We start from the raw sequence: 23147 nt of genomic DNA on the forward strand, positions 1-23147 counted from the left end.
GGGCGGCACCCAGGGGCGCGGCCTTTCGAAACGATAGCAGCTATTCTAATTGCAGCGTATGCGTCGCTTCGAAAGCGGCTCAAGGAATGACTGCCTCATGCTCGTACGGCTGACGATGATCTGCAACGGCGCCACGGCCGCGACCCGGCGGGGGTCGTTTCCGCTCGATGAGCCGCTGGAGCCGCGCTCGCTGGCGCTGGCAAAGGCGATGCGCGGGACGCTGCGCCGCGCCGACCGCGTGTGGACAGCGCCCGCGCTTCGCGCCCGCCAGACCGCCGAGGCGCTATCGCTGGACGCATCGGTCGAACCGCTCCTGGCGGATCAGGGCTATGGAAGCTGGGCCGGTATGCGTTTTGAGGACCTGCAGGCGGAGCAGCCCGAGGGCATCGCTGCCTGGCTATCAGACCCCAACACAGCGCCGCGTGGTGGCGAGTCGCTGGCTGACGTTGCCCGCCGGGCTTCCGAGTTGATGGACCGGTTGATGGCCAAGCCTGGCCACACAATCGCGCTGACCCATGCCAGCGTCATCCGGACCGCGATCGTGCATGTTCTGGGTGCTCCGCTTGCGGCCTGTTGGAAGATCGATATCGAGCCGCTGAGCATCACCGATTTTCGCAGCGACGGCCGCAGATGGGTGTTGCGCGCCTGCGGTGTAGCCGCGCCCAAATCCGCAACAACGCTTCGCCCTTGAGAGCCAGGCAGGGCGAGGGGATCGCAAACGCGATCCCCCGGCGAAACCACCGGGCATAAGAAAAAAGGCGCGGCTGGGATTAAAATCCCCACATGCTCCGTAAACAGGGCATGAAACGGTCGATGCCACGCTTTGACATCATAGGACAGCTCGGATCGCTGCGGCGCTATGCGCAGTCGCTGACGCGCGACAGCGCGGATGCCGAGGATCTCGTGCATGACGCGCTGGTGCGCGCCTATGAGCGGCGCGGCACCTTCCGCTCCGGCGGAAACCTGCGGGCCTGGCTGCTGTCCATCGTCCACAACGCCTTCATCGACCGCATGCGTTCGCGCCGCTCGGAAGCCGTGCGCATCGAACAGGCCGGATACCTCGCCGATGCCGCCACGCCGGCGCCGCAGGAGCATTCGGTGCGCCTGGCGCAGGTGCGGGACGCCTTTTTCAACCTGCCGGAAGAGCAGCGCTCGGCGCTGCATCTGGTCGCCATCGAAGGGCTTTCCTACCAGCAGGCGGCCAGTGCCACCGGCGTGCCGCTGGGCACGCTGATGTCGCGCATCGGCAGGGCGCGCGCCGCCCTTCGCCAGATGGAAGACGCCGCCCCGGTGCGCGGAAAAAATCATCTCAAGATCGTGGGAGGTGAGCCATGAGCGCTCTTGTCGACCCGGTGACCGACGCCGACCTCGACGCTTATGTCGACGACCAGCTGGATGTCACCCGCCGCATCGAGGTCGAAGCCTTCCTGTCGACTCGCCCGGAGGCCGCCGCGCGCGTCATGTCGGATCTGCGGACCCGCGATGAGCTGCGCGTGGCGCTTGCCGGCTCCAAGGGCATGGCCCGGCCGGCGACCGCTGACGCTGCGCGGCGGCTGGAGAGGGGGCTTGTCCGTGGCCGCATCTTCGGCGTGCTGCAGCGCGCCGCTGCGGTTGCTGCCTTCGTTGCCGCCGGCTGGCTGGCAAACGGCATCATCGGGCCGATGTCGGTGACCAAGGTCGTCGCGTCGCCGCAGCCGCCCGCCTATGTCGACGAGGCCGTGCGGGCACACAGGACGACGCTGGTGCGCGAGACCATGCCCTCGCAGCCGGAAGCGCCCAATTACAGTGCCGGCGAGATCCGTGCTGCGACCGCGATCGTCATGCCGTCGCTGCCAAAGGACTGGAAGGTGCGCGACGTGCAGATCTATCCGTCGCGCTTCGGCCCGAGCGTCGAGGTGGCTGTCGACACCAAGGATATGGGCCTGGTGTCGCTGTTTGCGATCCGGCCGGGAACCTTCGACGTGGTCAAGCCGACCGTCGCGCCGTCGGGCGACATTTCCTCGGCCTATTTCCAGATCGGCGAGGTCGCCTATGCGGTGGTCGCGAAAAGCGGGGTTCATGACCTCGACCGCGCCGCCGAGACGCTCGCCAAAACGCTTTACTGATCGACCCCACGCTTTACTGACCGATCCACAAAGGAGACTGCAAATGAACACGCCCAATCTGGGATATCGCGTCGGCACCGGCGCCCAGGCCGGAGCCGTCTTTGACGAGGGCCTGCGTCAGCACATGCTGCGCGTCTACAACTATATGGGCCTCGGCCTGGTGGTCACCGGCCTGGTCGCCTTCCTGGTGTCGTCGACGCCGGCGCTCTACGTGCCGATCTTCTCCAGCCCGCTGAAATGGGTGGTGATGCTGGCGCCGCTCGCCTTCGTCATGCTGTTTTCGTTCAAGATGCAGACCATGTCGGCGGCCAGCGCTCAGGCAATGTTCTGGGCCTTCTGCGCGGTGATGGGCCTGTCGCTCGCCTCCGTGTTCCTGGTCTTCACCGGCACCAGCATCGCGCGCACCTTCTTCATCGCCGCCACCATGTTCGGCGCCACCAGTCTCTACGGCTATACGACCAGGCGCGACCTGACCCAGTTCTCGTCTTTCCTGATCATGGGCCTGATCGGCGTGGTGATCGCCAGCATCGTCAACATCTTCCTCGGCTCGACCGCGCTGCAGTTCGCCATTTCGGTGATCGGTATCGCCGTCTTCATCGGGCTAACCGCCTGGGACACGCAGACGATCAAGGAACAATATGCCGAGAATTTCGACGCGGAATCGCGCCAGAAGCTGGCTGTTTTCGGTGCTTTCTCGCTCTACCTGAACTTCATCAACATCTTCCAATTGCTGCTGAACTTCACGGGCGAGCGGGAGTAACGACTGTCCGCTGTGGGCAAGGGCGGGGTTCTCGCCCTTGATGCGGAGAGGTGGCCGGAGGAGAAATCCTCCGGCCACAATTCGTTCCTGCAAGACCCGTCTATGCCTTGAGTCCCCAGGAGCTTTTGTTAGTCTGCCGCCGCAGCCGCCTTCAACACCGACGCGCGAGGACATGTGGCACAGGACAGCCAAACGCTTCATGGCGACGGCATCTCGGCCGTTATTGCAGAGCAAGGCGCCGAACTGGTTTCGCTGCAGGATGGGCGGGGATTTGAGTTTCTGTGGCAAGCCGGGCCGGAGTGGCGGCGCCATTCGCCGGTGCTGTTCCCCATAGTCGGCCGGCTGACGGGCGATCGGCTGCGCCATCGCGGCCAGACCTATCCGATGACGCAGCACGGCTTCGCCCGCGACAAACCGTTCACCTGGGAGGAGAGGGAACCCCACTCCTGCACGCTGGTGCTTACCGACGACGCCGACACCCGCGCGCACTACCCCTTCGCCTTTCGCCTTGCCGTGACCTACACGCTGGACCGCCAGCAGCTCGGTGTGACCTTCAAGATCACCAACACCGGTGACGAGCCGTTGCCGGCTTCGATCGGCGCGCATCCTGCATTCAACTGGCCGTTGCTGCCGGAATTGCCCAAGGAGGCCTATCGGCTGACCTTTTCCGACGACGAGCCGGCACCGATCCGCCGCCTGAAGGACGGCCTGCTGCTCTCGGAACCGCGGCCGACGCCCATCGATGGCAGGACGCTTGCGCTGTCCGAACGGCTGTTCGATGACGACGCCGTCATCCTGGACCGGCCAGCGAGCACCAGCGTGCGCTATGCGGCCGAGCGCGGTCCGGCGATCGAAATGTCATGGCAGGGAGCCGAGGAGCTCGGCATCTGGTCCAAGCCCGGCGGCGCGCCCTTCCTGTGCATCGAACCCTGGCATGGCATAGCGAGCCCGACCGATTTCGATGGCGAATTCACTGACAAGCCCGGCGTGATGCTGATCGAACCGGGGGCGAAGCGTTCGCTGAGCTACCAGATCGGCCTGGAGCCGGGCCGGCGGTGACCGACCGACGGCCAACCGCAGAATCAACGCCTGGGAGCACCCAATGAAACTCGGCTTCATCGGCACAGGTGCGCTGACTTCAGCCATTGTCGTCGGGCTCAAATCCCTCGATGGCGATCCGGTGTCGGTGGTGTTGTCGCCGCGCAACGAAGAGATCGCGGCGAAGCTCGCTTCCCGCTATCCGAATACACGCGTTGCCGCCGACAATCAGGAGGTGCTCGACGACTGCGATACCGTACCGTCATGCTGGCTGTCCGGCCGCAAGATGCCCATCAGGTGCTGCCTGAATTGAAATTTCGGCGCGACCATCACCTCATCAGCCTGATCGCCACGTTCTCGCACGAGGAGATAGCCGGCCTGACCGCACCGGCGAGCCGCGTGACCAAAGCGCTGCCCATGCCGATGATCGCCCGGCGGCTGGGGGCGACGATCATTTATCCGCCTGATCCGGACGTGACCGCGTTGTTCGGCGGACTGGGGAAGGTGATCGAGGTCGAGAGTTCCAGCGAGTTCGACGCGTTGAGCGTCGTGACCGCGACCTATGCCACCTATTTCAAGTACCTCGATACGATCCATCGCTGGCTGAAAGCGCATGATGTGCCGGACACCAAGGGGCGTGACTATATCGCCGCGCTCTTCACTGCGCTCGGGCACGCTCCGGAGACGGCGCCTGAGGCGGACTTCACGCATCTGGCGCAGGACTATGCGACCCGTGGCGGCATCAACGAACAGGTCCTGAAGGAACTCACGGCCCGCAACGTCTTCGATGCGCTGGCGGAAAGCCTGGACGGCGTGCATCGGCGCATTTCAGCGGTTGGCGCCACCTGACGGGAAAGTTTTGCGATGGGTTTCAAACCTGCCGGGCGATGGTGCCGATCACGTTGACCAGAAGGCGCGCGGCGGTCTGGGCCGACAGGCCGTCAATGTCGGCCGGCGGATAGAGCTCGACAAGGTCGAATCCCGCGATCCTGGTCCTCTTGCCAAGGCCCGCGATCAGGTCGATCGCCTGCGTGTAGGTGAGGCCGCCGGGCGTACGCGCCGCCACGCCCGGCATGATGCCGGGATCAAGGCTGTCGCAGTCGAAGGTGACGACCACCCGTGCGCCTTCCGGAATATGCCTGAGCGCCGCCTCCACGCCTTGTGCATGAACCTCGCGCGCGGTCACGAAACGGCTGCCGTAGTGCTGCGCCGCTTCGACTTCAGCAAGGCGCGCACTGCCGACGCTGCGCAGGCCGACCTGCACGATGCCCGCGACATGCGGCATCTCGCTTGCCCTTCGCATCGGGCTGGAATAGCCGTGGCGTTCTCCATGCACCTCGTCGCGCCAGTCGATATGGGCATCGATCTGCAGGATCCAGATCGGTCCGTGATCGGCAAAGCCGGCAAGGAACGGAATGACGACGGAATCGTCACCGCCGAGCAGGATCGGCACGGCCGGCAAGGCCAGGACCTCGCGCGTCCTCGCCTCGATCCGGGCCCTGTTTTCGGCATTGTCGTGCAGGATGGTCGAGATGTCGCCGGCATCGATGCAGCAGACCGGCTTGCCGTCGAACAACGGGCCGCCAAGATCGAAATCCCAGTGCCCGACAAGCGGGGCGTCATCCTGGCTGGCCGCACGGATGGCGTCGGCCGCCAACGCATGGCCACTGCTGTCCTTGCCGGGATAGGTGCTGCCGTGCCCGGCGCCGAAGATCACCGCACGAGGCGTACGGCCATCCGCGAGGCGATCGGGAAGGGCGAGGAATGATGGCGACATTTTCTTGGTGGTCCTTGATGGCACGGACTGGGGAAGTTACCGCGTAACACCGACTGCCGCAAAGCAGGTCGCCTAGCACGGCGCCTTCGATCATCCCTGATTTTTTTGCGATTATAGTCGATTGTCGTGCCGTCGATCTCGCGCTGGATCTGTTCCAGACGCTTCTCGACAGGCGGGCAGACTACTGCCCCGAAAAACGACCTACGTCATATTGGCAGCCTCTTGTGAACTCCTTCACATACAAATTCGTGCGCGGCGTACAGGATATGTCAGAACAGAAAGTTACCCGCCCTTGCGAAAAGATCTTGCAGCAGAAATATAAGATAAAACGAGCAGGACGGTCTTCGTAGATAGGTAACTTTTCGTTCTAGTCGTAATTTGTGGTGGAACCAAACAAAGGAGATCAAAATGTATAGGATCATTACAGTTGCATCAGCATTGCTCATGCTTGCCGCGCCCGCGTTCGCGATCGACTCGACATTCGTGCACAGCCTTCGTGCCGACAATGGTGACTTCGAGGGCCCGGGACAGGTCAAGGGCCAACATCCATTGGCTTCAGGAGAAGCGGTGTATGGGTTCCAGACAGGATCGATCGGGTTGGCTGGTGGCGTTTCGAACTCCAATTGCATGGGGGTTAGCCCGCACCAGTATGACCCTGTCAGCCCCAATTGCCGCAACTGAGATACAAGTGGAGAGCGGTGGCTAGAGCTACCGCTCTCCCGCCTCGAGCGGGGAGTGACATTCCTACGGACTGTCAGGATCCGATTTGGCGGCTCTCATTCCGCCCTTGCGAAGTGGCGAACATCAGTTGTCGTTCTGTGAATCGGCCAGATGACGAAGGGCGCCGACGTTGGTTATTCGCAGGCCACCACGCTTGATTGCGATGATCGAGCGGTTGCGCCAACTGTTAAGCGTCTTGTTGACGGACTCTCGCGTGGCGCCCAGGAATTCCGCCAATTCAGACTGGGAAATCGGTATCCAGCCTGACCCATCCGCCATTACGCCAGCCAAGAAGACCAGTCGCTTTGCCAGCCTCGCCTCGATGCCGAAGAAAGCGTGATCCCCAAGTTCGCTGCTGATCCAACGCAGCCGTGTGCACAACAGCTCAATCATGGCCCGTGCCAGAGATGGGTTTTTTTCAATGCGATCGAAGAGTTGCGTCCGGCGGAGCGAGGCTAGATTGCAAGCGGTCAGACAGATGGCGGTTGCGGTGCGCGGGCGCCCGTCGAGCGCGCCAACCTCTCCGACCAGGCTGTGCGCAAGCTCGATATTGGCCACCAGCCTCTGGCCGCCCTGCGAATAGATCGATATCTCCACCGTCCCGCTCATCACCCCGTAAATGCGATCGGATGGATCTTCCTGAACGAAGAGATGCTGGCCTGCCGCGTAGCGTTCGACCTTGCAGCCGCTGAAAAGAAGATCGAATAGGCGTGGGTCAATCCGTGCAAGCCGCGGCAGATCATTTCCATCGTTCGCGTTGCCGGAGGCCATTTTGATTTCCAAATTGCCGCCTCGCTACCCCTGTTCGAGGATCTCCTCGATCGTGGGTGGGAGAAGCGTGGCGCTATGCATGGCGGAGATACCCATGAGGGTTTCGTGCTCGGCCGTCAGGGGCAGGGCGTCGATCGTGCGGTAGAGCCGATCGCGGTGTCCGGGATCAAGCTCACCGTGCTCGGTGAGTGTCTGGAAAGCCGCATGCGGAAACCCCGTCGCGGAGATCAGCGTCTGGATCAGCTTGGGTGTCGGCGGGTGTCCCTCCATCAACGCGACGAAACCAAGGAACGCGATAGGGTGATGGTGATGGATCCAGTAGTACTGCGCTCCCACCAGGCTCGCGACCGTGGGAGATGGTATGCGGCTCAGCGCCGTCGCCCGCTTCACACCCAGCAGTTCAAGGTCATCGAGCAGCAAGTCATCATGCCCCAACTCCTCCTTGACGTGCTCCTTCAGATATCTGGCCAGGCCGGATGCGGCAGGGTCAGCAGCCGCCATTTTGTCCGCCCGCTCCGCTGCTGCTTCGGTCAAGGGCACCGTTGCGCGGATGATTTGGTGCTGAGTGAGCAGGAACTGTGGCCAAATGCGTATTCCGACGAAGCCGGCCATCGATTCCGATTTGAAGCCGGCCAGTCATTCCGATTTCATTCCGGCCGGTGTTCCGATTTGAAGCCGGCCATTTTTCGGACTGATCCTGGGTCTCGTTGATGTTTGGATTGGGTTTCGTTTCAGGTCAAGCGTGCGCTGTTTCGGACGCTCTCGGCGAGCGCTGTTTTCGCATGCTTTCACCGGTGAGATCGATGCGATAGGCGTTGTGAACGAGGCGGTCCAGGATGGCATCGGCCAGGGTTGGGTTTGCAATGATCTCGTACCAGCGATCCAGGGGCAGCTGACTGGTGACGATTGTCGATCGGCGTTCGTAGCGGTCTTCAATGATCTCAAGCACATCACGCCGCTGGTCATCATTGAGTTTTTCCGGTCCCCAGTCATCGAGAATGAGAAGGTCGGTTTTGGCGAGTTGCTTGAGGATCCGGCCATAACGTCCGTCGCCTCTCGCGAGGGCAAGCGTTGCAAACAGCCGGGGAACGCGGTGATAGGCGACGGAGAAATCCTCTCGGCAAGCTTTGTGGCCAAGCGCACAGGCCAGCCAGCTCTTGCCGACGCCGGCCGGCCCGGTGATGAGAAGACTGTGATGCTTTCTGATCCAGTCGCAGCCGGCGAGCGCCATGAACAGATTGCGATCAAGACCGCGTGCGGCACGAAAGTCGGCATTCTCGATCTGTGCGTCATGGCGAAGTTTTGCAGCTCTGGCGCGGGCTTCGAAACGCTTCTGGCGGCGCATGGTAGCCTCGCGCTCGAGCAGCATGGCAAGCCATTCGCCATGCTCGAGGCCGCGTGCTTCGGATTGTGCGTCGAGTTCCTGGAAGGCAGTGGCCATGCCATGAAGGCCGAGTTCGCGCAGCATGTTGATGGTCGGATGGATGAGCATTGGTATGTCTCCTCAATGGAAGTAATCAGGGCCACGCAGATTGGCGTGATCGACGATGGCGGTCGGTTCGGTGGAATGCCTTGCGGCCTTGTGATTGGCGATGAGCGAGGCGATGCTCTTGCAGTTCAGCCCACCGATCTCGACAGCGCGGGCTGAGACGGCTTCGGCGCGATCGCGTGTGACATCGCGAAACAGGCGAAGGACACCCAGGCATGTTCGAAAGCCTTGTTCAGGATGTGGGCGGCTGGCGAGGATTGCGACAACCAAGCCTTCCGTCTCGGGCCCGACGGATGCGGCCCAGCGACGGAAACGATCCGGCGTCCACTCGGCATATCGCCGGTGGGAGCTGGGCATATGATCCGGATCCGTCCCATGACGAGGGCCGCCATAGCGGCGCTGATGGACGGCAATGCGCTTGCCGCGGTGGAAGATCTCGATGGTGCGTGCCGTTGCCCTCAGATCGACTTGCTGACGAATGAGGTTGTGCGGTACGGAATAGAAGAAGGTCTTGAACTCGACGTGGTAATCCGTCGAGACGCGGGCCAAACGCCACTCGGCGAATTCGTAGTCTTCGCTCGGAAGGCTTGCCAGCGCAGCACGCTCGACGCTCTCAAACAGTTGCCGGCGACTGACGCCCAGCCGACGCATGACGTGATCATTGATGCGATTGAGTGCCTGGCGAATTGCGGCATTGGCCTCGGCCAGCGAGAAGAAGGTCTGGTTGCGCAGCCGCCCCAGAATGCATGACTGGGCGAAACGCACGCCGTTCTCGACTTTCGATTTGTCCTTCGGCCGTCGCGGCCGTGCCGGAAGAACGCCGACGCCATAATGGGATGCCATCATGCCGTAGCTGCGATTGATCTCGGGATCGTAGAAGCTGGCGCGGCTGACGCCCGACTTCAGATTGTCGGGGACGATCAGGCGGGGAACGCCATCAAAGAAACGAAACATCCTGACGTGTGAACCAATCCAATCCGGCAGTGTCTGGGTCCAGGTCGCTTCGGCATAGGTCAAGCTGGACGCACCCAGCACTGCCACGAAGATCTCCGCCTCACGGATCTCGCCGGTGTCTCGATCAACGATCGGGATCTTCTTGCCGGAATAGTCGACGAAGACCTTGTCGCCGGCGGCGTGTTCCTGGCGCATCGTCGGCGAAAGCCGCTGTTCGAAGCTGCGAAAGAGCTCGCAGAACCGGCTGTAGCCATATCCGTCGGGATGACTTCCTCGATACTCCTCCCACAAGATGAGGAGCGTGACGCCCGGCTTCTTGAGCTCGACGGCAAGATGGGCCCAGTTCGGCTCTGTGCGCCGCCGCGTGCCCTGCTTGACGCCATTGCGAGCGAAGAGTTTGTTCTCAAGCGCGTCATCGGTCAGCTCGCCTGGCAGGGGCCAGCTCAACCCGATTGCCGCTGCGCGCCGCAGATTATCCTGCACCGTACTGCGTGCTATTCCCAGCACGACCGCAATCTCGCGGGAGCTGGTCCCGCTTCCGGCAAGCCGAAGCATTTGTCTCAACTGTCTCATGGTCAGCCTTCTCTTTGCCGGCATCAAAATGTCCTCGTTCATCGCGAGGTAATTGATGCCAAAGTTGCTGACCCAGGAGGTAATCTTCAGTGCCGAAAACCGGCCGGTCTTTGGTTGGAATGGTGGCCGGCTTCATACCGGAATGGTGGCCGGTGTTTGATCGGAATGGCGGCCGGCTTCACGTCGGAATCCGCAGCCAAAAGTCAGCAAGCCTCGGGTGCGTCACAAGGGTGCGGCATGACTGTGCGTACGGTTGAACCGCAAGATCGATCTTCCGCCGGAGGCGAATGCTCGGCGTAGTAGCGGCCCCAATCTCGATCCCGCTCATGCCGGCATCCCGGTGGTTAAGAAGCATCCCGGTGGTTAAGAAGCGCGGCTAATGAACCTTGATGACGACGTCGACATCTGCTTTCTCCAGGTCCTTCCGCAGCTTCCTCAAGAGGAGTATCTCGCCCCCCGAAAGGCTGGCAAACGTCTCCCAGGCGTCCTGTGGAAGGGCATCCGCCGAGACCTCCATGTCGTCGAGATACTTTTTGACGTGTGGTGGCAATTCTGTTGCCATCGCCCCACCCTCCAGTTATCTTAGACCATCCTAAAATATCCTAGACTAAGACGGGTCTGTCAAGAGAGCGGACTTGCCCTCCGTAAGGCCTGGCCGTACAGTCCATAGGCTAATGAGATATGCTCTTGGGAGCTTGATCTGTTCGACATGCGGATCTGCCAATGCAGCCGAATTGCAGTTCTGTGCGTCCTGTGAATCGCCGCTAACCCAACGAGCTTCCGGTGCCGCCGATACGCGCAAGGTGGTCACGGTCCTCTTCGCTGATATTGTCGACTCGACGGCGTTGGGAGACGAGCTCGATCCCGAGTCGCTTCGCAATCTCATGACCCAGTACTTTCGGGAGATGGGCGCGGTAATTCGTGGTCACGGAGGGACAACCGAGAAGTTCATCGGGGATGCGATCATGGCGGTGTTCGGCATCCCACTCCTGCATGAGGACGACGCGGTGCGTGCGGTTCGAGCCGCAGTTGCAATGCTTCGTGCGCTTCACCGGCTGAACGATGAGTTCGAGGCGCGTTGGGGAATCAGGATCGTGATCCGCATAGGTATGACCACGGGTGAGGTGATCGCCGGGGATCCCAGCCAGGGCGAAACTTTCGCGGTCGGAGACGCGGTCAACATTGCTGCTCGGCTCGAACAAGCTGCCGGGCCAGGGCAGGTCCTGATCGGAGACGCGACGTATCGGCTGGTCCGCGATGTCGCGATGACATCGCCGATCGAGCCGCTTCGCGTGAAGGGGAAGTCAGAGCCCGTGGCCGCCTGGAACCTCGTGGATGTCGCACCCGCGGCCCTCGCTGCCCGTGGTCTCGAATCCCCTCTTATCGGTCGCGACAAAGAAGTCGCCGCAATCGGCGAGATGTTCGAAAGGACGGTCAAATCTCGATTATGCGAAGTCGTAACGGTGATGGGCCCGGCGGGAATCGGCAAGTCCCGGCTGACGCATGAATTTCTTCCCCGACTCGAAAGGACAACGATGGTCGTGGGGGGGCGATGCCTGCCATACGGCGAGGGGATTACCTTTTGGCCCATCATCGAGGTGCTAAAGGCCGCGGCGGGCATCACGGATAGTCACTCGCCCGACGATGCTCGCGCAAAGATTGGCAAATTGCTGGAAGGCCCCGATGCCGCGCTGGTCGTCGAACGCCTGTCGGCACTCATGGGCCTCACCCGCGCGACGCCTGGTGTTCAAGAGACGTTCTGGGCCGTGCGCAAGCTGTTCGGCAAGCTGGCGACGCATCGGCCATTGGTCGTTGTGTTTGACGACATTCACTGGGCCGAGCCGACGTTCCTCGATCTCCTCGAATATCTCGCCGATTCGTTGGGCGGCGTACCGGCGTTCTTCCTCTGCCTCGCTCGCCCTGAACTGCTCGAGGTCCGCGCCGGCTGGATGACCTCAAAGGCGAACGCGTCTCTCATCACCCTGCGCTCGCTGAGTGATGCTCATACAGACAGCTTGATCCGGAACTTGCTCGGAGGAGCGGAGCTCGCGAACGATGCCCGCGCGCGGATCGCCGATGCCGCTGAGGGAAACCCTCTCTTCGTGGAGGAGACGCTGCGGATGCTGATCGACGACGGCTTGCTTATTGCCGTCGACGGAACGTGGACGGCGGCTGACCACCTATCGAGGCTGACGATTCCACCGACGATCAACGCCCTTATCAACGCGCGCCTGGACCGGCTCGGCGCCGAGGAGCGCTCTGTGATCGAACGAGCATCTGTGATCGGGCGCATCTTCTGGTGGGGGGCCGTCGAGGAGATGTCGCCAGAAGAGCAGCGGCCTCGCGTCGGCGGCCAGCTTCAGTCTCTGGCGAGAAAGCAGCTGATCCACCCGGATCGCTCGGATCTGGAGGAGGAAGATGCCTTTCGCTTCACTCACAGTCTTGTCGGGGACGCGGCCTACAATGGCATTCCGAAGGGCGTACGAGCCCACATGCATGAGCGTTTCGCTTCGTGGCTAGAGGCAAGGATGCGCGAGCGGGCCCGAGAGTACGAAGAGATCGTCGGCTACCACCTCGAGCGGGCCTACAGGTCTCTCGCGGAGCTCGGTCTATCGAACGAGCGCGTCGAGTCTCTGGCACGACGTGCGAGCGTGCCGCTGGCTTCTGCCGGGCAGCGCGCCTTCGCGCGGGGCGACATGCCCGCTGCGGTCAACATGCTGTCGCGCGCCATCTCGCTCGGCCCTCACGACGATCCTGGGCGACTCGCACTCTTGCCGGAGCTCGCATTTGCACTGCTGGAGACCGGCGACCTCGAGCGCACGCGTGGCGCCATCGCCCAGATGCGTGAGGCTGCGACCGCCTCCGCCGATCGTCGACTGCAAGCGCATGCGCTCATTCTCGATCTGTGGGTGCGCTTCCTGTCAGAGCCCGAGGGGTGGGCGGACGAGGCGTACCGAGAGGCACGGCAGGCCATGTCGATGTTCGAGCAGGAGAACGACGAGCACGGCTTGGCCAAGGGTTGGTCCTTGCTTGGCCTGTTTCATCTGACGAAATGCAATTTCGGCGCCTCTGAAGAGGCGTGGGAGAGCGCGGCGGCGCATGCGTTTGCAGCCGGCAACGACAGAGAATGGCTCGAGTCGCTCTCATGGGTGCCGCTTGTCGTGTGGGCGGGCCGTATGCCGGTCATGGCGGCGATCGGCCGGTGCAAGGACGTGCTCGCCAGGGCGCAGGGTGATCGCAAGGCGATGTCGGCGGCGCTCTTCAGCTGGGGGAATCTCGAGGCGATGCGCGGCCGATTCGATGAGGCGCGGCAGTTGATAGCGCAGGCGAGGTCAATGGTCGAGGAAGTCGCACTGACCGTGTGGAGCGCGGGACCTCTTACTGAGATGAGCGCCCTGGCCGAGCTCTGGGCGGGCGACGCGGCAGCCGCCGAGCGGGAGCTTCGCTGGGGCGTAAGGACCCTTCAACGCACGGGCGAGTTCGCATGGTTGCCTACGATTGCCGGCATCCTCGCCCAGGCCATCTATGTCCAAGGCCGGTACGAGGAGGCCGAGGCGTTCGTTCGGTTGGGCGAGGGGATCGCCGGCAGTGACGACACGTACTCGCAAGGCCTGCTGCGATGCGTTCGGTCAAAGATCTCGGTCCGTGAGGGCGATGTGGAGGGAGCTCTCCGTATGGCCCGGGAGGCTGTCGCAATTGCGGAGCCGACGGACTTTCTGTTCCTCCAGTCGTTCGTCCTCGACGGTCTTGGAGAGGTTCTCCACATCGCCGGCCTCCCGGAGGAAGCGGATGCAGCGCTTGCGGGCGCTGTGCGTCTGTGCGCGCAAAAGGGCTTTGTCGTCGGTGCACGACAGGCTCGAGGGCGACGAAGAAAGCTCGCGCTGTAGGGCAGCCGCCATTTCCTCGTTTCGTCTCGGCCGCAACAGACTCCACTCGGTTGAATCTCGCAGGCTATCCGGGGCCGCGCGTGGACGAAGCGTGCGCATACAAAAGTCGCATAAGATAGATTATGGAACTTATGCGTTGGCCAGCATCTGGGAATTGCCGCTGATTTTCATAGGTTTGACTCGATCGAGGCGTGTTGCCTTGAGCTAACAGCCGACGTTACGTCGCCGCCGAGGAAGCTGATACGACCGTGCAGCAACATGCGCGGCCGGGTTTTGCTGTTTCCGTCGTGACTGCTTTATCCCCGCATGGGCTATGAACGGATTGGAACGCTGCTGATATTCGCCCCAAAGAGCAGAACACCTTCATGAGAGCCCGTTCGTATCACGCTGATTCATAGGGAATTTCGATCACCATGCCGTCATAGGCCGGGGTGACCTTGGCTGGCACTTCGCCCTTGACCGTAGCATAGTCGAGCGGCACGTGCATGTGGGTCAGCACGGCATTCCTCGGTGTGAGCCTCTCGATCCAGCCGAGCGCTTGGCCGAGCGACAGATGGCTGGGATGGGGATTGTATTGCAGCGCGTCGATGACCAGCATTTCCAGGCCGCGCAGCCGCTCGGCCGTGGCGTCGGGAAAGTCGCTGATATCAGGGCAATAGGCCAGGCCGCCGATGCGGAAGCCGAGCGAGATGATGTCTCCATGAATTTGCGGCAGCGGTTCGAGGGCGAGGGCACCCCCCTCACCTTCGATCATCACAGGTTTTGCGTGGTCGATAATATGCGCCCGCACGATCGGCGGATAGGAACTGCCCGGCGGCGTCTCGAAGCAATAGCCGAACGCCTGCCGCAAGCGCAGCATCGTCGGCTGGTCGGCATGGATGTCGATCAGGTGGCGCTGCTCGAGCACATAGCCGCGCAGATCGTCGATGCCGTGGATATGGTCGGCATGTGGGTGCGTGTAGACGACCGCGTCGATGCGTTTGACCGACGCAAGCAGCATCTGTTCGCGGAAATCCGGCCCGGTGTCGATGACCACGGTGGTACGGCCGCCGTCGGCCGCAATCCGTTCGACCAGCGCTGCCGTGCGCATGCGCCGGTTCCTCGGATTGCTCGGGTCGCAATTGCCCCAGTCGCCGGTGATGCGCGGCGTACCTGGCGACGAGCCGCAGCCGAGAATGGTGAGGCGCAGCCGGTCGGTCATCGTTCAGGCGCTCAGTTCGGCAGGTCGCGGCATCTTGCCGAACAGGCGGAAGAAATTGTTCGTCGTCAGATCCGCGATTTCAGCTTCGCTGACACCAATCGTCTCCGCCAGCACCTTGGCGGTGTGCGCGACATAGGCCGGCTCATTGCGCTTGCCGCGAAACGGGATCGGCGCCAGATAGGGTGCGTCGGTTTCGACGAGCAGCCGGTCATGCGGCACATCGGCGGCGATAGCGCGCAGTTCGGCTGAGTTCTTGAAGGTCAAGATGCCCGAGAACGACACATAGCCGCCGAGCGAGACGCCCACCTCGGCCAGCCGGCGTCCGGAGGAGAAACAATGCAGGATGAAGGGGAAGGCGCCCTTTCCTGTTTCGTCCTCGAGAATGGCTGCCATGTCGTCATCGGCATCGCGCGAATGGATGACGAGAGGCAGGCCGGTCTGGCGAGCGGCGGCAATGTGATTGCGAAAGCCCTGCGCCTGCGCATCGCGCGGCGCCTTGTCGTAGAAATAATCCAACCCCGCTTCGCCGATTGCCACCACTTTCGGGTGTGCCGACAGGCGGATCAGTTCCGCCGACGTCACGTCCAACTCCTCTGCCGCATTGTGCGGATGGGTACCGACAGAGCAGTAGACTTCGTCGAAAGTTTCCGCGATTTCAAGTATTTGCTGAAACCGCTTCACCCGGGTCGAGATCGTCACCATGCGGCCAATTCCGGCCGCTTTGGCGCGGGCGACAATGGCCGCCCGCTCCTCGGCGAAATCTGGAAAATCCAGATGGCAGTGGCTGTCGACAAGCATCAGGCGTTCGCGCCCGGCTGTTCGACGTAACGCGGAAACACGCCTTCCGGCACGGGCAATGCCGTGCCGGGCACAAGCGCGTGGTCGGCGTGCACATGTGCGAAATCACGCTTGTCCGCGGGCACCGCCAGCAGGTCAAGCAGCTTCGCTGCCGATCCTGGAATGTAAGGCTGACTCAGAAGTGCGACGCGACGCACGATTTCGGCGGTGGTCCACAGCACCGTTTCCATGCGTTCCGGATCGGTTTTCTTCAGCGCCCATGGTGCCTGTCCAGCGAAGTATCGATCGGCTTCCGCCACCACATCGAAGATCGCCGCCAGTGCCAGATGAATGCCTTGCCCGGCCATGGCCTTGCGCGCGGTGGCGAGAGCGGTCACCGCCTGATCCAGGATGGCGCTGTCGGCTTCCGTCAAATCGCCGCGCTTCGGCACCACGCCGCCGCAGTTCTTGGCGATCATCGACAGCGACCGCTGCGCCAGATTGCCGAGGCCATTGGCAAGATCGGCGTTGGTGCGGTTGACGATCGCTTCATGGCTGTAGCTGCCATCCTGGCCGAACGGCACCTCGCGCAGAAAGAAGTAGCGCACCTGGTCGAGACCGTAATGCTCGATCATGGTGAACGGGTCGATGACGTTGCCGACCGATTTCGACATCTTCTCGCCACGGTTGAACAGGAAGCCGTGGCCGAAAACCCGCTTCGGCAGCGGGATGCCGGCCGACATCAGGAAGGCCGGCCAGTAAATCGCATGGAAGCGCACAATGTCCTTGCCGATGATGTGCGCATCGGCCGGCCAGAAGCGCCATTTCTCATCGTTTTCATCGGGATAACCGACACCGGTGATGTAATTGGTCAACGCATCGACCCAGACATACATGACGTGCTTCTCGTCGCCCGGCACCGGGACACCCCAGTCGAACGTGGTGCGCGAGATCGACAAATCCCTGAGCCCCGATTTGACGAAACTCATCACCTCGTTGCGGCGCTCGGCCGGGCCGATGAAGTCGGGCTGGCTTTCATAAAGCGCGATGAGCTTGTCCTGGTAGGCCGAGAGACGGAAGAAATAACTCTCTTCCTCGACCCATTCGACCGGCGTTCCCTGTGGCCCGTAGCGGACATTGTCGGGACGGACCTCCGTCTCCTCCTCGCCGTAGTAGGCTTCGTCGCGCACCGAGTACCAGCCGGCATAGCCGCCCTTGTAGATGTCGCCATTGGCGTCCATCGCCTTCCAGATCGCCTGCGAGGACGCATAGTGCCGCTCTTCCGTGGTGCGGATGAAATCGTCGTTGGAGGCGTTGAGCGCGGTCGCCATGCGCTTGAAATCGGCCGCGTTGCGATCGGCCAGCTCGCGCGCCGAAATGCCTTCGCGCTTCGCCGTCTGCAGCATCTTGATGCCGTGCTCATCGGTACCGGTGAGGAAGAAGACCTGCTTGCCGTCGAGGCGCTGGAAGCGCGCAAGCGCGTCGGTGGCGATCAACTCGTAGGCATGGCCGATATGCGGCTTGCCGTTCGGATAGGAAATCGCGGTCGTGATGTAGAATGTGTCGCGTGACATGAATGAACCGTCATGAATGTCTGAATGGAAGCCGTGGCGGTGGATATCGCATCGGAATGGCGATTGCCATCCCGGTGGAGACCGTCACATTCGCATCGCAGAATTCAGGCGGTCGATCATGGTCAAGGCGTGCTGCTTCTTGTCGAGATTGTAGGTGTCGGTCTCAGATATAGCGTCCAGCGCCTCGTGCCAAGTGTCCGACAATGTTTTCGCCCTTGCGAGGTCGCCGGCGAGCGCAGCCTGGCTTGCAGCATCCGATAAAAGGTCGAGCGCCCGGCGGTTGAAGATATCGAACTGGATCGCCTGGTCGCGGCCGGCGACGGCTTCAGCGAGCCGATAGGCGCCGCCGATGTCGCTCTTTCCCTTCGCCACCAGCGCATCGAGCGTCTCGGCGATCTCCAGCCCGCCATATTGCGTCAAAAGGATCGCGTTGCGGGCGCTGCCCCCTGCCCGCTCGACGAGCGCCGCCCGCGCGGCCGGATCGTCCGGTGGCGGCGGCTCGGCGGTTTCCAGCACCGCCATCAACTCCTCGGCGTCGAGCGGTGTCAGGCGTATCACCTGGCAGCGTGAGCGGATCGTCGGCAGAAGGCTGCCCGGCGCATGGACGATGAGAATGAACAGTGTTCGTGCCGGCGGCTCCTCAAGATTCTTCAGCAAGGCATTGGCGGCGTTGGCATTCATGTCGTCGGCCGGATCGACGATGACGACCCGGTAGCTGCCGTCATGCGAGGTCATCGACAGGAAGCGACTGACCCTGCGGATCTCGTCGACGGTGACGACCGTCTTGAAGCTCTTGGTTTTGTCGTTCATCGGTCGGGTCAGGTGCAGCACGCCCGGATGCGCCCCGGTCGCGATCTGGCGAAACAGCGGCGAGGCCGGATCAGGACTGGCCAGGCGTTCCGGCGCCTGCTCGAAGGCCGGGTGCTTCAAGAGATGGTGCGCCAGGTGGAAGGCCAGCGTCGCCTTGCCGATGCCGACCGGCCCGGCGAAGATCAGCGCATGCGGCAGCTTTCCCGATCGATAGGCGGCGGCGAGCATCTCGGCCGCCCCCCTGTGCCCGACCAGACGGGGCGTTTCGGACGGTTCGGGCACGCCGTCCAGCGTGTCATGCTGTTCCGGCGCGATGCGTTCGAAGATCATACCGGTGCGGCCTGCCTGTTGCGCGCGGGCGCCCTCGCCTCCAGCGCCGCGAAGACGGCCGCGGTGACGACATCCTCCACCGTATTGGGATCGGCGGAGGCGTCAACGACGATGCAGCGTTCCGGCTCTGCCGCGGCGATCGCCAGAAAGGCCGCGCGGCGGGCCTGATGAATGGCCAGCGTCTCCTTTTCGAAGCGGTCGGGGTCGGCGTCGCTGCCGCGCCGCAGCGTCGCGCGCCTGAGGCCCTCGGCCGGATCGATATCGAAGATCAGCGTCATATCGGGCATCATGCCATTGATGGCGACCTGTTCCAGCGCGGCCATGAACGCCGGGTCGATCCCGCCGGTGACGCCCTGGTAGACGCGCGAGGAATCCAGGAAACGGTCGCAGAGCACGATGGAGCCGCGCTCGACCGCCGGCCGGATGACCTGTTCGACATGGTCGGAACGCGCGGCGGCGAAGAGCAGCGCTTCCATCTTCGGTCCGAATGGCTCGGCGGCACCCGAAAGCAGCACATGCCGAACCGCTTCGGCGCCCGGCGAGCCGCCCGGTTCGCGCGTCAGCAAGACATCATACTTCTTGGCGCGCATCTTTCTCGCCAGCCGCTCGATCTGCGTCGACTTGCCTGCGCCCTCGCCGCCTTCGAAGGTGATGAAAAATCCGCGCGCCAATCGAAAGGGCCTTTGTCCAGGTGGATTGTTGCGCACTAGATAGTCCGGGTTCGGGAAAACGTCCATGCCGTCGGTGCTATCGCAGCCAGCCGATCGCCAGTTCCTTGACGGCATCGAGCGCGCGCTGCGGCAATGTGCCGACGCCGATCGATTCGGCAGCGAAAAGCGGTGTCTCCTGGCTCAGCGTGTCGCCGATCCAGACGCGCAGCGCACCCACCGGCTGCCCCTCCTCCACGGGTGCCGCAACCGGCCCGGTGTAGACGATCCTGGCCGTCAGCTTGTCGCGGTTGGTGATCGGCAGGAAGATGTCGATCGGCCCTTTTGCCTTCAGCGTCACGCCGGATTTCGCACCGCCAAAAACCTGGGCCTCCCCGACCACCTCGTCCTTGGCGAAGATCTCGGTCTTCTCGAAGGAGCGCGCGCCCCAGTCGAGCAGCTTGCGCGCCTCCTCGGCACGCTCCTTGTCGTTGGCCAATCCGCTCATCGCCATGATCACCCGCGTGCCGTTGTGGCCGACCGAAGCGACAATACCGAAGCCCGAGACCTCGCTCGCGCCGACAGCCAGACCGTCGGCCCCGATGTCCATGGCCAGCAACGGATTGCGGTTCCTCTGCGAGATCTTGTTCCAGGTGAAATCCTTCAGCCCGTAGTAGCGATAGAAATCCGGATAATTGCGCCACAAATGCAGCGCCAGCAGCGCCAGCTCGCGCACCGTCGTCTGCTGGCCGTCTGCCGGCAGGCCGGTCGAATTGACGAAGGTCGATGTCTTCAGCCCGATCTGGCGGGCACGCTCGGTCATTTGCGCGGCAAAACTGTCCTCGGATCCGGCCATGCCTTCGGCAATGACGATGCAGCCGTCATTGGCCGCCTGCACGGTCACGCCCTGGATCAGATCCTCGAGCCGGATCGCCGATTTGAGCTTGGCAAACATCGTCGATGTGCCCGATGGCGCGCCGCCCTTGCGCCAGGCGTTTTCGCTGACGACGAACGTGTCGTCGAGCTTGAGGCGCCCGGACTTGATGGCGTTGAAAACCACCTCCATGGTCATCAGCTTGGCCATCGAGGCCGGCGGGATCGGCTTGTCGGCGTCTTTCGAGAACAGCACCGTACCGGTGTCGGCATCGATCATGAAGGCCTGCGTGGCCTTGGTCTCGAAAAGCTGCGCTTGAGCTGGTACGAGGCAAAGCAGCAGCAAAGCCAGTCCCAGAAAGCCGGCAAATGGCGGAAAGGCGCGCAACTGCATGAAATCTCGACCCGTTTGCCGGTTTTGGCACAGCCAAGCTATCAGGGTTTTTTCCGCCGGATCAACCGCCCGGGCAAAATAGGTCAGTTGCGCACAGCCAGTGCATCGGGTGCGCCGTGCGACCATGCCGCCTGCAGCAATTCGTCCAGGCCGCCATGGCCGTTCGGATAGAGATTGACCGCGTACCAGTCATTGCCGTCGAGGTCGGAACGCTGGATTTCCGTTCGGCCGAAGGGCTGAAGTGCCGCTGCCACGCGCTTGGCTTCGGTGGCGTCGTCGAACGTGCCGGCGGCGACATAGTCGGCGCTGGACGGTGACGCCTGCGGATTGGACTTTTTCCACGACCGCAGGATATCGGCGGGCGACATGCCGCTGTCATCCAGCGCGGCAAAGACGTCGGCGCGCTGCACGCGTTCATCCGCGTAGGACAGCGAGGCCACAGCGAACGGCGACTGCGGCGGCAGGCGGATCTCCGGACGCTCCGGCACGATCGGTCCGAAATCGGGCAGTGCCAGATCGCCGAAAGCCGGTGCCTGCGCCGACAGGGACGGCTGCACGGCCTGACCGGAATCCGTCAGCTGGCCGGGGAACGGCACGGCGGCCGCGCCCACCGGCAGGCTTGGCGACGGTCCGTTCATGGCCACCATGACGCCGGTCGGCAGGCCGTCCGACGGATCGGGAATCCTGTTGCCCGGGTGGTAGGAGGCCATCAGATACTGGTCGTCATTGCCGTCGAGCGGCGCACGGCCGACATATTCGACCTTGACCTTGGCGGTGCCGACCTTGTCGTAGTCGAGCATCTGCGCCGCGCGCTCGGAGACGTCGATGATGCGGCCCTCATGATACGGCCCCCGGTCGTTGACGCGCACGATGACCGAACTGCCGGTTGCGAGGTTGGTGACGCGGGCGTAACTCGGCAGCGGCATGGTCGGATGCGCGGCGGTCAGTTGCGCCGTGTCATAGACTTCGCCATTGGCGGTCAGCCGGCCATGGAAGGCGTCGCCATACCAGGAGGCCAGGCCGACCTTGGCGTAGTGCCGGTCTTCCTTGGGATAGTACCACTTGCCGCGCACCTGATAAGGCTTGCCGAGCTGGTCACGACCGCCGCCGCGCCGCATGAAATTGACGCGCGGGCTCGCCTTCACGCCATATTCGGTTTCGGCGAAATATTCCTTGGAGCGATGCTTGGGATTGACCATCGCCTTCGGCTCAGGCTGCGACGCGCAAGCCGCCAGCAAGGCAGCCGACGCAGCAAGCAGCGTGAGCGTGGAAGAGCGACGAAGACGCGGGCGCGTCGTAGCCTGCATTATCCTGAAATCCCCTACAGTCTCAATCAAGACGCCGTCGTTTGAACAGCAGAGCAGCCAAAGCACTCGCTCGACAATACCAACGGCACCCTGAACCCCGATCCTTTGTGCGCAGGAATTGTTTATCACGATATTAATCGATTGTGGCCGGAACCGGGCAAGATTGTGGCATTGCCCCTGTCGCGCGGGTCGGTGAAGGAACACGCGCGGACACGCAAGCCGGTTGACAGGCCTTTGCCGGGCACACTAGAGCAGTCGAATGTGATGGACAGTCACTGGAGGGATGGCCGAGCGGTTTAAGGCACCGGTCTTGAAAACCGGCGTGGGCGCAAGTTCACCGTGGGTTCGAATCCCACTCCCTCCGCCATAGGCCATTGAAAGACTTGCACTATTGTCCGTTTGCTAACTTACGCACAAAATTGCGCATAACCTTTGCTAAGCGCGCATTCCACCAGCGCAACAATGTGCTGAGCGGGGAGTCGTTTTGGACGATCGGAACGCAAATATCTTCCATCTGACTTATCGCGGCATGCAATAGCGGTCCAATTTTGTCCTGCGCTGACGGATGACCCCAAACGGCAGCATCGAGCTCTTGGCGGAAAGCAGCGTCACTCAATTCCAATCGCTCGCCCCTGATACTTTGATATCGCGTGGGAGCTGCTGCGGAGAACGTCCGGAGCGCTTCATCGACTTTCTCAAATGGCCGACTAGCCTCCGGACCGAATAGAGCTCTCATACGAGATTTGTAGGAGAGAGGTCCTTCCAGAAATCCTTCTGCGATTGCCATCGGGCGATTGGCACATAGTGCGTGTCGCGGAGGCGAGCCTCGCCCTCGGATTCATGATCGTATTTTGGTCGGTCTACGGATTCGATTGACGGATATGACATGGGGCTCCGAAGTTCTCCTACCTTCTCCTCGGCCTCGTAAAACAGCGCAATAACGTGCTGAGAGAGTTCAATATCGCGACGTCCCTTCATTTCCCGTTTCCATGCGTGCAGACCTGCGAAGGCAAAGTACGTTCCCCCTCCGGTTGCGATAATCGTCGCGATCGTTTGAACGCTGGCCAGCAGGGACTGGATATCTGGCATAAGAAAACCGCATCACGAATGTAAGGTAAGGTCAACGGGCGCATGCTCTGCAAATTAGCAAAGGTCAGATG

Annotated in this window: 23 protein-coding genes and 1 tRNA gene; 10 read left to right on the plus strand and 14 right to left on the minus strand. The window is 62.4% G+C overall.

Features of this window, described 5'->3' with window-relative positions:
- Positions 1-97: 97 nt before the first annotated feature.
- From ACVILI_RS19050 to ACVILI_RS19080, 7 genes are all read left to right on the plus strand, one after another.
- Entirely contained in the window at positions 98-691 is a 594-nt protein-coding gene (locus ACVILI_RS19050) for a histidine phosphatase family protein (protein ID WP_038652645.1), read from the plus strand.
- A gap of 110 nt (positions 692-801) precedes the next feature.
- Complete coding sequence (locus ACVILI_RS19055; protein ID WP_038646716.1) at positions 802-1335, plus strand: sigma-70 family RNA polymerase sigma factor; 534 nt, start codon at positions 802-804, stop codon at positions 1333-1335.
- Positions 1332-2105, plus strand: a complete 774-nt coding sequence (locus tag ACVILI_RS19060; RefSeq protein WP_038646717.1) for an anti-sigma factor family protein — start codon at positions 1332-1334, stop codon at positions 2103-2105. Before ACVILI_RS19055 ends, ACVILI_RS19060 begins: the two co-directional genes overlap by 4 nt.
- Before the next feature lie 43 nt (positions 2106-2148).
- Positions 2149-2865 (plus strand): Bax inhibitor-1/YccA family protein, encoded by a 717-nt coding sequence (locus tag ACVILI_RS19065; protein ID WP_038646719.1) that lies wholly within the window; start codon positions 2149-2151, stop codon positions 2863-2865.
- Between the two features lie 174 nt (positions 2866-3039).
- A complete protein-coding gene (locus ACVILI_RS19070; RefSeq protein WP_038646722.1) occupies positions 3040-3924 on the plus strand; it encodes an aldose 1-epimerase family protein in 885 nt (294 codons plus the stop codon).
- A gap of 43 nt (positions 3925-3967) precedes the next feature.
- Entirely contained in the window at positions 3968-4216 is a 249-nt protein-coding gene (locus ACVILI_RS19075; protein ID WP_240564769.1) for an NAD(P)-binding domain-containing protein, read from the plus strand.
- On the plus strand, positions 4213-4752 hold the full coding sequence (locus ACVILI_RS19080) for a hypothetical protein (protein ID WP_457102561.1): 540 nt from the start codon (positions 4213-4215) through the stop codon (positions 4750-4752). Before ACVILI_RS19075 ends, ACVILI_RS19080 begins: the two co-directional genes overlap by 4 nt.
- A gap of 22 nt (positions 4753-4774) precedes the next feature.
- Here the strand turns inward: ACVILI_RS19080 and ACVILI_RS19085 are convergent, their stop codons facing one another.
- Positions 4775-5680: an agmatinase gene (locus ACVILI_RS19085; RefSeq protein ID WP_038646724.1), complete on the minus strand. Its 906-nt coding sequence runs from the start codon at positions 5678-5680 to the stop codon at positions 4775-4777.
- Positions 5681-6088: 408 nt separating this feature from the next.
- Here ACVILI_RS19085 and ACVILI_RS19090 point away from each other — a divergent pair, with 408 nt between their 5' ends.
- Positions 6089-6361: a hypothetical protein gene (locus tag ACVILI_RS19090; protein WP_148307373.1), complete on the plus strand. Its 273-nt coding sequence runs from the start codon at positions 6089-6091 to the stop codon at positions 6359-6361.
- A 123-nt stretch (positions 6362-6484) separates the two neighbouring features.
- Here ACVILI_RS19090 and ACVILI_RS19095 read toward each other — a convergent pair whose 3' ends face one another.
- The 5 genes from ACVILI_RS19095 to ACVILI_RS19115 form a co-directional block, all read right to left on the minus strand.
- Positions 6485-7171, minus strand: coding sequence for a Crp/Fnr family transcriptional regulator (locus ACVILI_RS19095; RefSeq protein ID WP_038646726.1), 687 nt, complete (start codon positions 7169-7171; stop codon positions 6485-6487).
- Between the two features lie 24 nt (positions 7172-7195).
- Positions 7196-7783, minus strand: coding sequence for an iron-containing redox enzyme family protein (locus ACVILI_RS19100; RefSeq protein WP_457102562.1), 588 nt, complete (start codon positions 7781-7783; stop codon positions 7196-7198).
- A 124-nt stretch (positions 7784-7907) separates the two neighbouring features.
- A complete protein-coding gene (gene istB / locus ACVILI_RS19105; RefSeq protein WP_038646815.1) occupies positions 7908-8663 on the minus strand; it encodes an IS21-like element helper ATPase IstB in 756 nt (251 codons plus the stop codon).
- Between the two features lie 12 nt (positions 8664-8675).
- Positions 8676-10187: an IS21 family transposase gene (gene istA / locus ACVILI_RS19110; RefSeq protein ID WP_148307437.1), complete on the minus strand. Its 1512-nt coding sequence runs from the start codon at positions 10185-10187 to the stop codon at positions 8676-8678.
- Positions 10188-10563: 376 nt separating this feature from the next.
- Positions 10564-10749, minus strand: a complete 186-nt coding sequence (locus ACVILI_RS19115; protein ID WP_019858052.1) for a hypothetical protein — start codon at positions 10747-10749, stop codon at positions 10564-10566.
- Positions 10750-10990: 241 nt separating this feature from the next.
- Between ACVILI_RS19115 and ACVILI_RS19120 the strand changes: the two genes are divergently transcribed.
- Positions 10991-14074 (plus strand): AAA family ATPase, encoded by a 3084-nt coding sequence (locus ACVILI_RS19120; RefSeq protein WP_051726792.1) that lies wholly within the window; start codon positions 10991-10993, stop codon positions 14072-14074.
- A gap of 382 nt (positions 14075-14456) precedes the next feature.
- Here ACVILI_RS19120 and ACVILI_RS19125 read toward each other — a convergent pair whose 3' ends face one another.
- From ACVILI_RS19125 to ACVILI_RS19155, 7 genes are all read right to left on the minus strand, one after another.
- Positions 14457-15275, minus strand: a complete 819-nt coding sequence (locus tag ACVILI_RS19125) for an MBL fold metallo-hydrolase (RefSeq protein ID WP_038646728.1) — start codon at positions 15273-15275, stop codon at positions 14457-14459.
- Positions 15276-15278: 3 nt separating this feature from the next.
- The gene (locus ACVILI_RS19130; protein ID WP_019858055.1) at positions 15279-16073 is read right to left on the minus strand and encodes a TatD family hydrolase; all 795 of its coding nucleotides are present in this window, start codon (positions 16071-16073) and stop codon (positions 15279-15281) included.
- Positions 16073-17626: a methionine--tRNA ligase gene (metG, locus tag ACVILI_RS19135; RefSeq protein ID WP_038646731.1), complete on the minus strand. Its 1554-nt coding sequence runs from the start codon at positions 17624-17626 to the stop codon at positions 16073-16075. Before metG ends, ACVILI_RS19130 begins: the two co-directional genes overlap by 1 nt.
- An 84-nt stretch (positions 17627-17710) precedes the next feature.
- Positions 17711-18766 (minus strand): DNA polymerase III subunit delta', encoded by a 1056-nt coding sequence (locus ACVILI_RS19140; RefSeq protein WP_038646733.1) that lies wholly within the window; start codon positions 18764-18766, stop codon positions 17711-17713.
- Positions 18763-19437: a dTMP kinase gene (gene tmk / locus ACVILI_RS19145; protein WP_019858058.1), complete on the minus strand. Its 675-nt coding sequence runs from the start codon at positions 19435-19437 to the stop codon at positions 18763-18765. The genes ACVILI_RS19140 and tmk overlap by 4 nt, the downstream gene beginning before the upstream one ends.
- Positions 19438-19513: 76 nt before the next feature.
- Entirely contained in the window at positions 19514-20680 is a 1167-nt protein-coding gene (locus tag ACVILI_RS19150; RefSeq protein ID WP_019858059.1) for a D-alanyl-D-alanine carboxypeptidase family protein, read from the minus strand.
- Positions 20681-20763: 83 nt separating this feature from the next.
- Complete coding sequence (locus ACVILI_RS19155) at positions 20764-21987, minus strand: septal ring lytic transglycosylase RlpA family protein (RefSeq protein ID WP_038646735.1); 1224 nt, start codon at positions 21985-21987, stop codon at positions 20764-20766.
- A gap of 277 nt (positions 21988-22264) precedes the next feature.
- Between ACVILI_RS19155 and ACVILI_RS19160 the strand changes: the two genes are divergently transcribed.
- Positions 22265-22354, plus strand: a tRNA-Ser gene (locus ACVILI_RS19160).
- Between the two features lie 365 nt (positions 22355-22719).
- On the opposite strand, the gene ACVILI_RS19165 is transcribed toward ACVILI_RS19160, so the two are convergent.
- Entirely contained in the window at positions 22720-23076 is a 357-nt protein-coding gene (locus tag ACVILI_RS19165) for a hypothetical protein (protein WP_038646737.1), read from the minus strand.
- Positions 23077-23147 lie beyond the last annotated feature (71 nt).

The organism is Mesorhizobium sp. USDA 4775, from assembly GCF_054062655.1.

What these genes read in the sequence shown, in the direction of transcription:
- ACVILI_RS19050 (WP_038652645.1), top strand. Translation starts at nt 98, where the DNA reads ATGCTCGTACGGCTGACGATGATCTGCAACGGCGCCACGGCCGCGACC.
- ACVILI_RS19055 (WP_038646716.1), top strand. Translation starts at nt 802, where the DNA reads ATGAAACGGTCGATGCCACGCTTTGACATCATAGGACAGCTCGGATCG.
- ACVILI_RS19060 (WP_038646717.1), top strand. Translation starts at nt 1,332, where the DNA reads ATGAGCGCTCTTGTCGACCCGGTGACCGACGCCGACCTCGACGCTTAT.
- ACVILI_RS19065 (WP_038646719.1), top strand. Translation starts at nt 2,149, where the DNA reads ATGAACACGCCCAATCTGGGATATCGCGTCGGCACCGGCGCCCAGGCC.
- ACVILI_RS19075 (WP_240564769.1), top strand. Translation starts at nt 3,968, where the DNA reads ATGAAACTCGGCTTCATCGGCACAGGTGCGCTGACTTCAGCCATTGTC.
- ACVILI_RS19085 (WP_038646724.1), bottom strand. Translation starts at nt 5,680, where the DNA reads ATGTCGCCATCATTCCTCGCCCTTCCCGATCGCCTCGCGGATGGCCGT.
- ACVILI_RS19090 (WP_148307373.1), top strand. Translation starts at nt 6,089, where the DNA reads ATGTATAGGATCATTACAGTTGCATCAGCATTGCTCATGCTTGCCGCG.
- ACVILI_RS19095 (WP_038646726.1), bottom strand. Translation starts at nt 7,171, where the DNA reads ATGGCCTCCGGCAACGCGAACGATGGAAATGATCTGCCGCGGCTTGCA.
- ACVILI_RS19100 (WP_457102562.1), bottom strand. Translation starts at nt 7,783, where the DNA reads ATGGCCGGCTTCGTCGGAATACGCATTTGGCCACAGTTCCTGCTCACT.
- istB (WP_038646815.1), bottom strand. Translation starts at nt 8,663, where the DNA reads ATGCTCATCCATCCGACCATCAACATGCTGCGCGAACTCGGCCTTCAT.
- istA (WP_148307437.1), bottom strand. Translation starts at nt 10,187, where the DNA reads ATGAGACAGTTGAGACAAATGCTTCGGCTTGCCGGAAGCGGGACCAGC.
- ACVILI_RS19115 (WP_019858052.1), bottom strand. Translation starts at nt 10,749, where the DNA reads ATGGCAACAGAATTGCCACCACACGTCAAAAAGTATCTCGACGACATG.
- ACVILI_RS19125 (WP_038646728.1), bottom strand. Translation starts at nt 15,275, where the DNA reads ATGACCGACCGGCTGCGCCTCACCATTCTCGGCTGCGGCTCGTCGCCA.
- ACVILI_RS19130 (WP_019858055.1), bottom strand. Translation starts at nt 16,073, where the DNA reads ATGCTTGTCGACAGCCACTGCCATCTGGATTTTCCAGATTTCGCCGAG.
- metG (WP_038646731.1), bottom strand. Translation starts at nt 17,626, where the DNA reads ATGTCACGCGACACATTCTACATCACGACCGCGATTTCCTATCCGAAC.
- ACVILI_RS19140 (WP_038646733.1), bottom strand. Translation starts at nt 18,766, where the DNA reads ATGATCTTCGAACGCATCGCGCCGGAACAGCATGACACGCTGGACGGC.
- ACVILI_RS19150 (WP_019858059.1), bottom strand. Translation starts at nt 20,680, where the DNA reads ATGCAGTTGCGCGCCTTTCCGCCATTTGCCGGCTTTCTGGGACTGGCT.
- ACVILI_RS19155 (WP_038646735.1), bottom strand. Translation starts at nt 21,987, where the DNA reads ATGCAGGCTACGACGCGCCCGCGTCTTCGTCGCTCTTCCACGCTCACG.
- ACVILI_RS19165 (WP_038646737.1), bottom strand. Translation starts at nt 23,076, where the DNA reads ATGCCAGATATCCAGTCCCTGCTGGCCAGCGTTCAAACGATCGCGACG.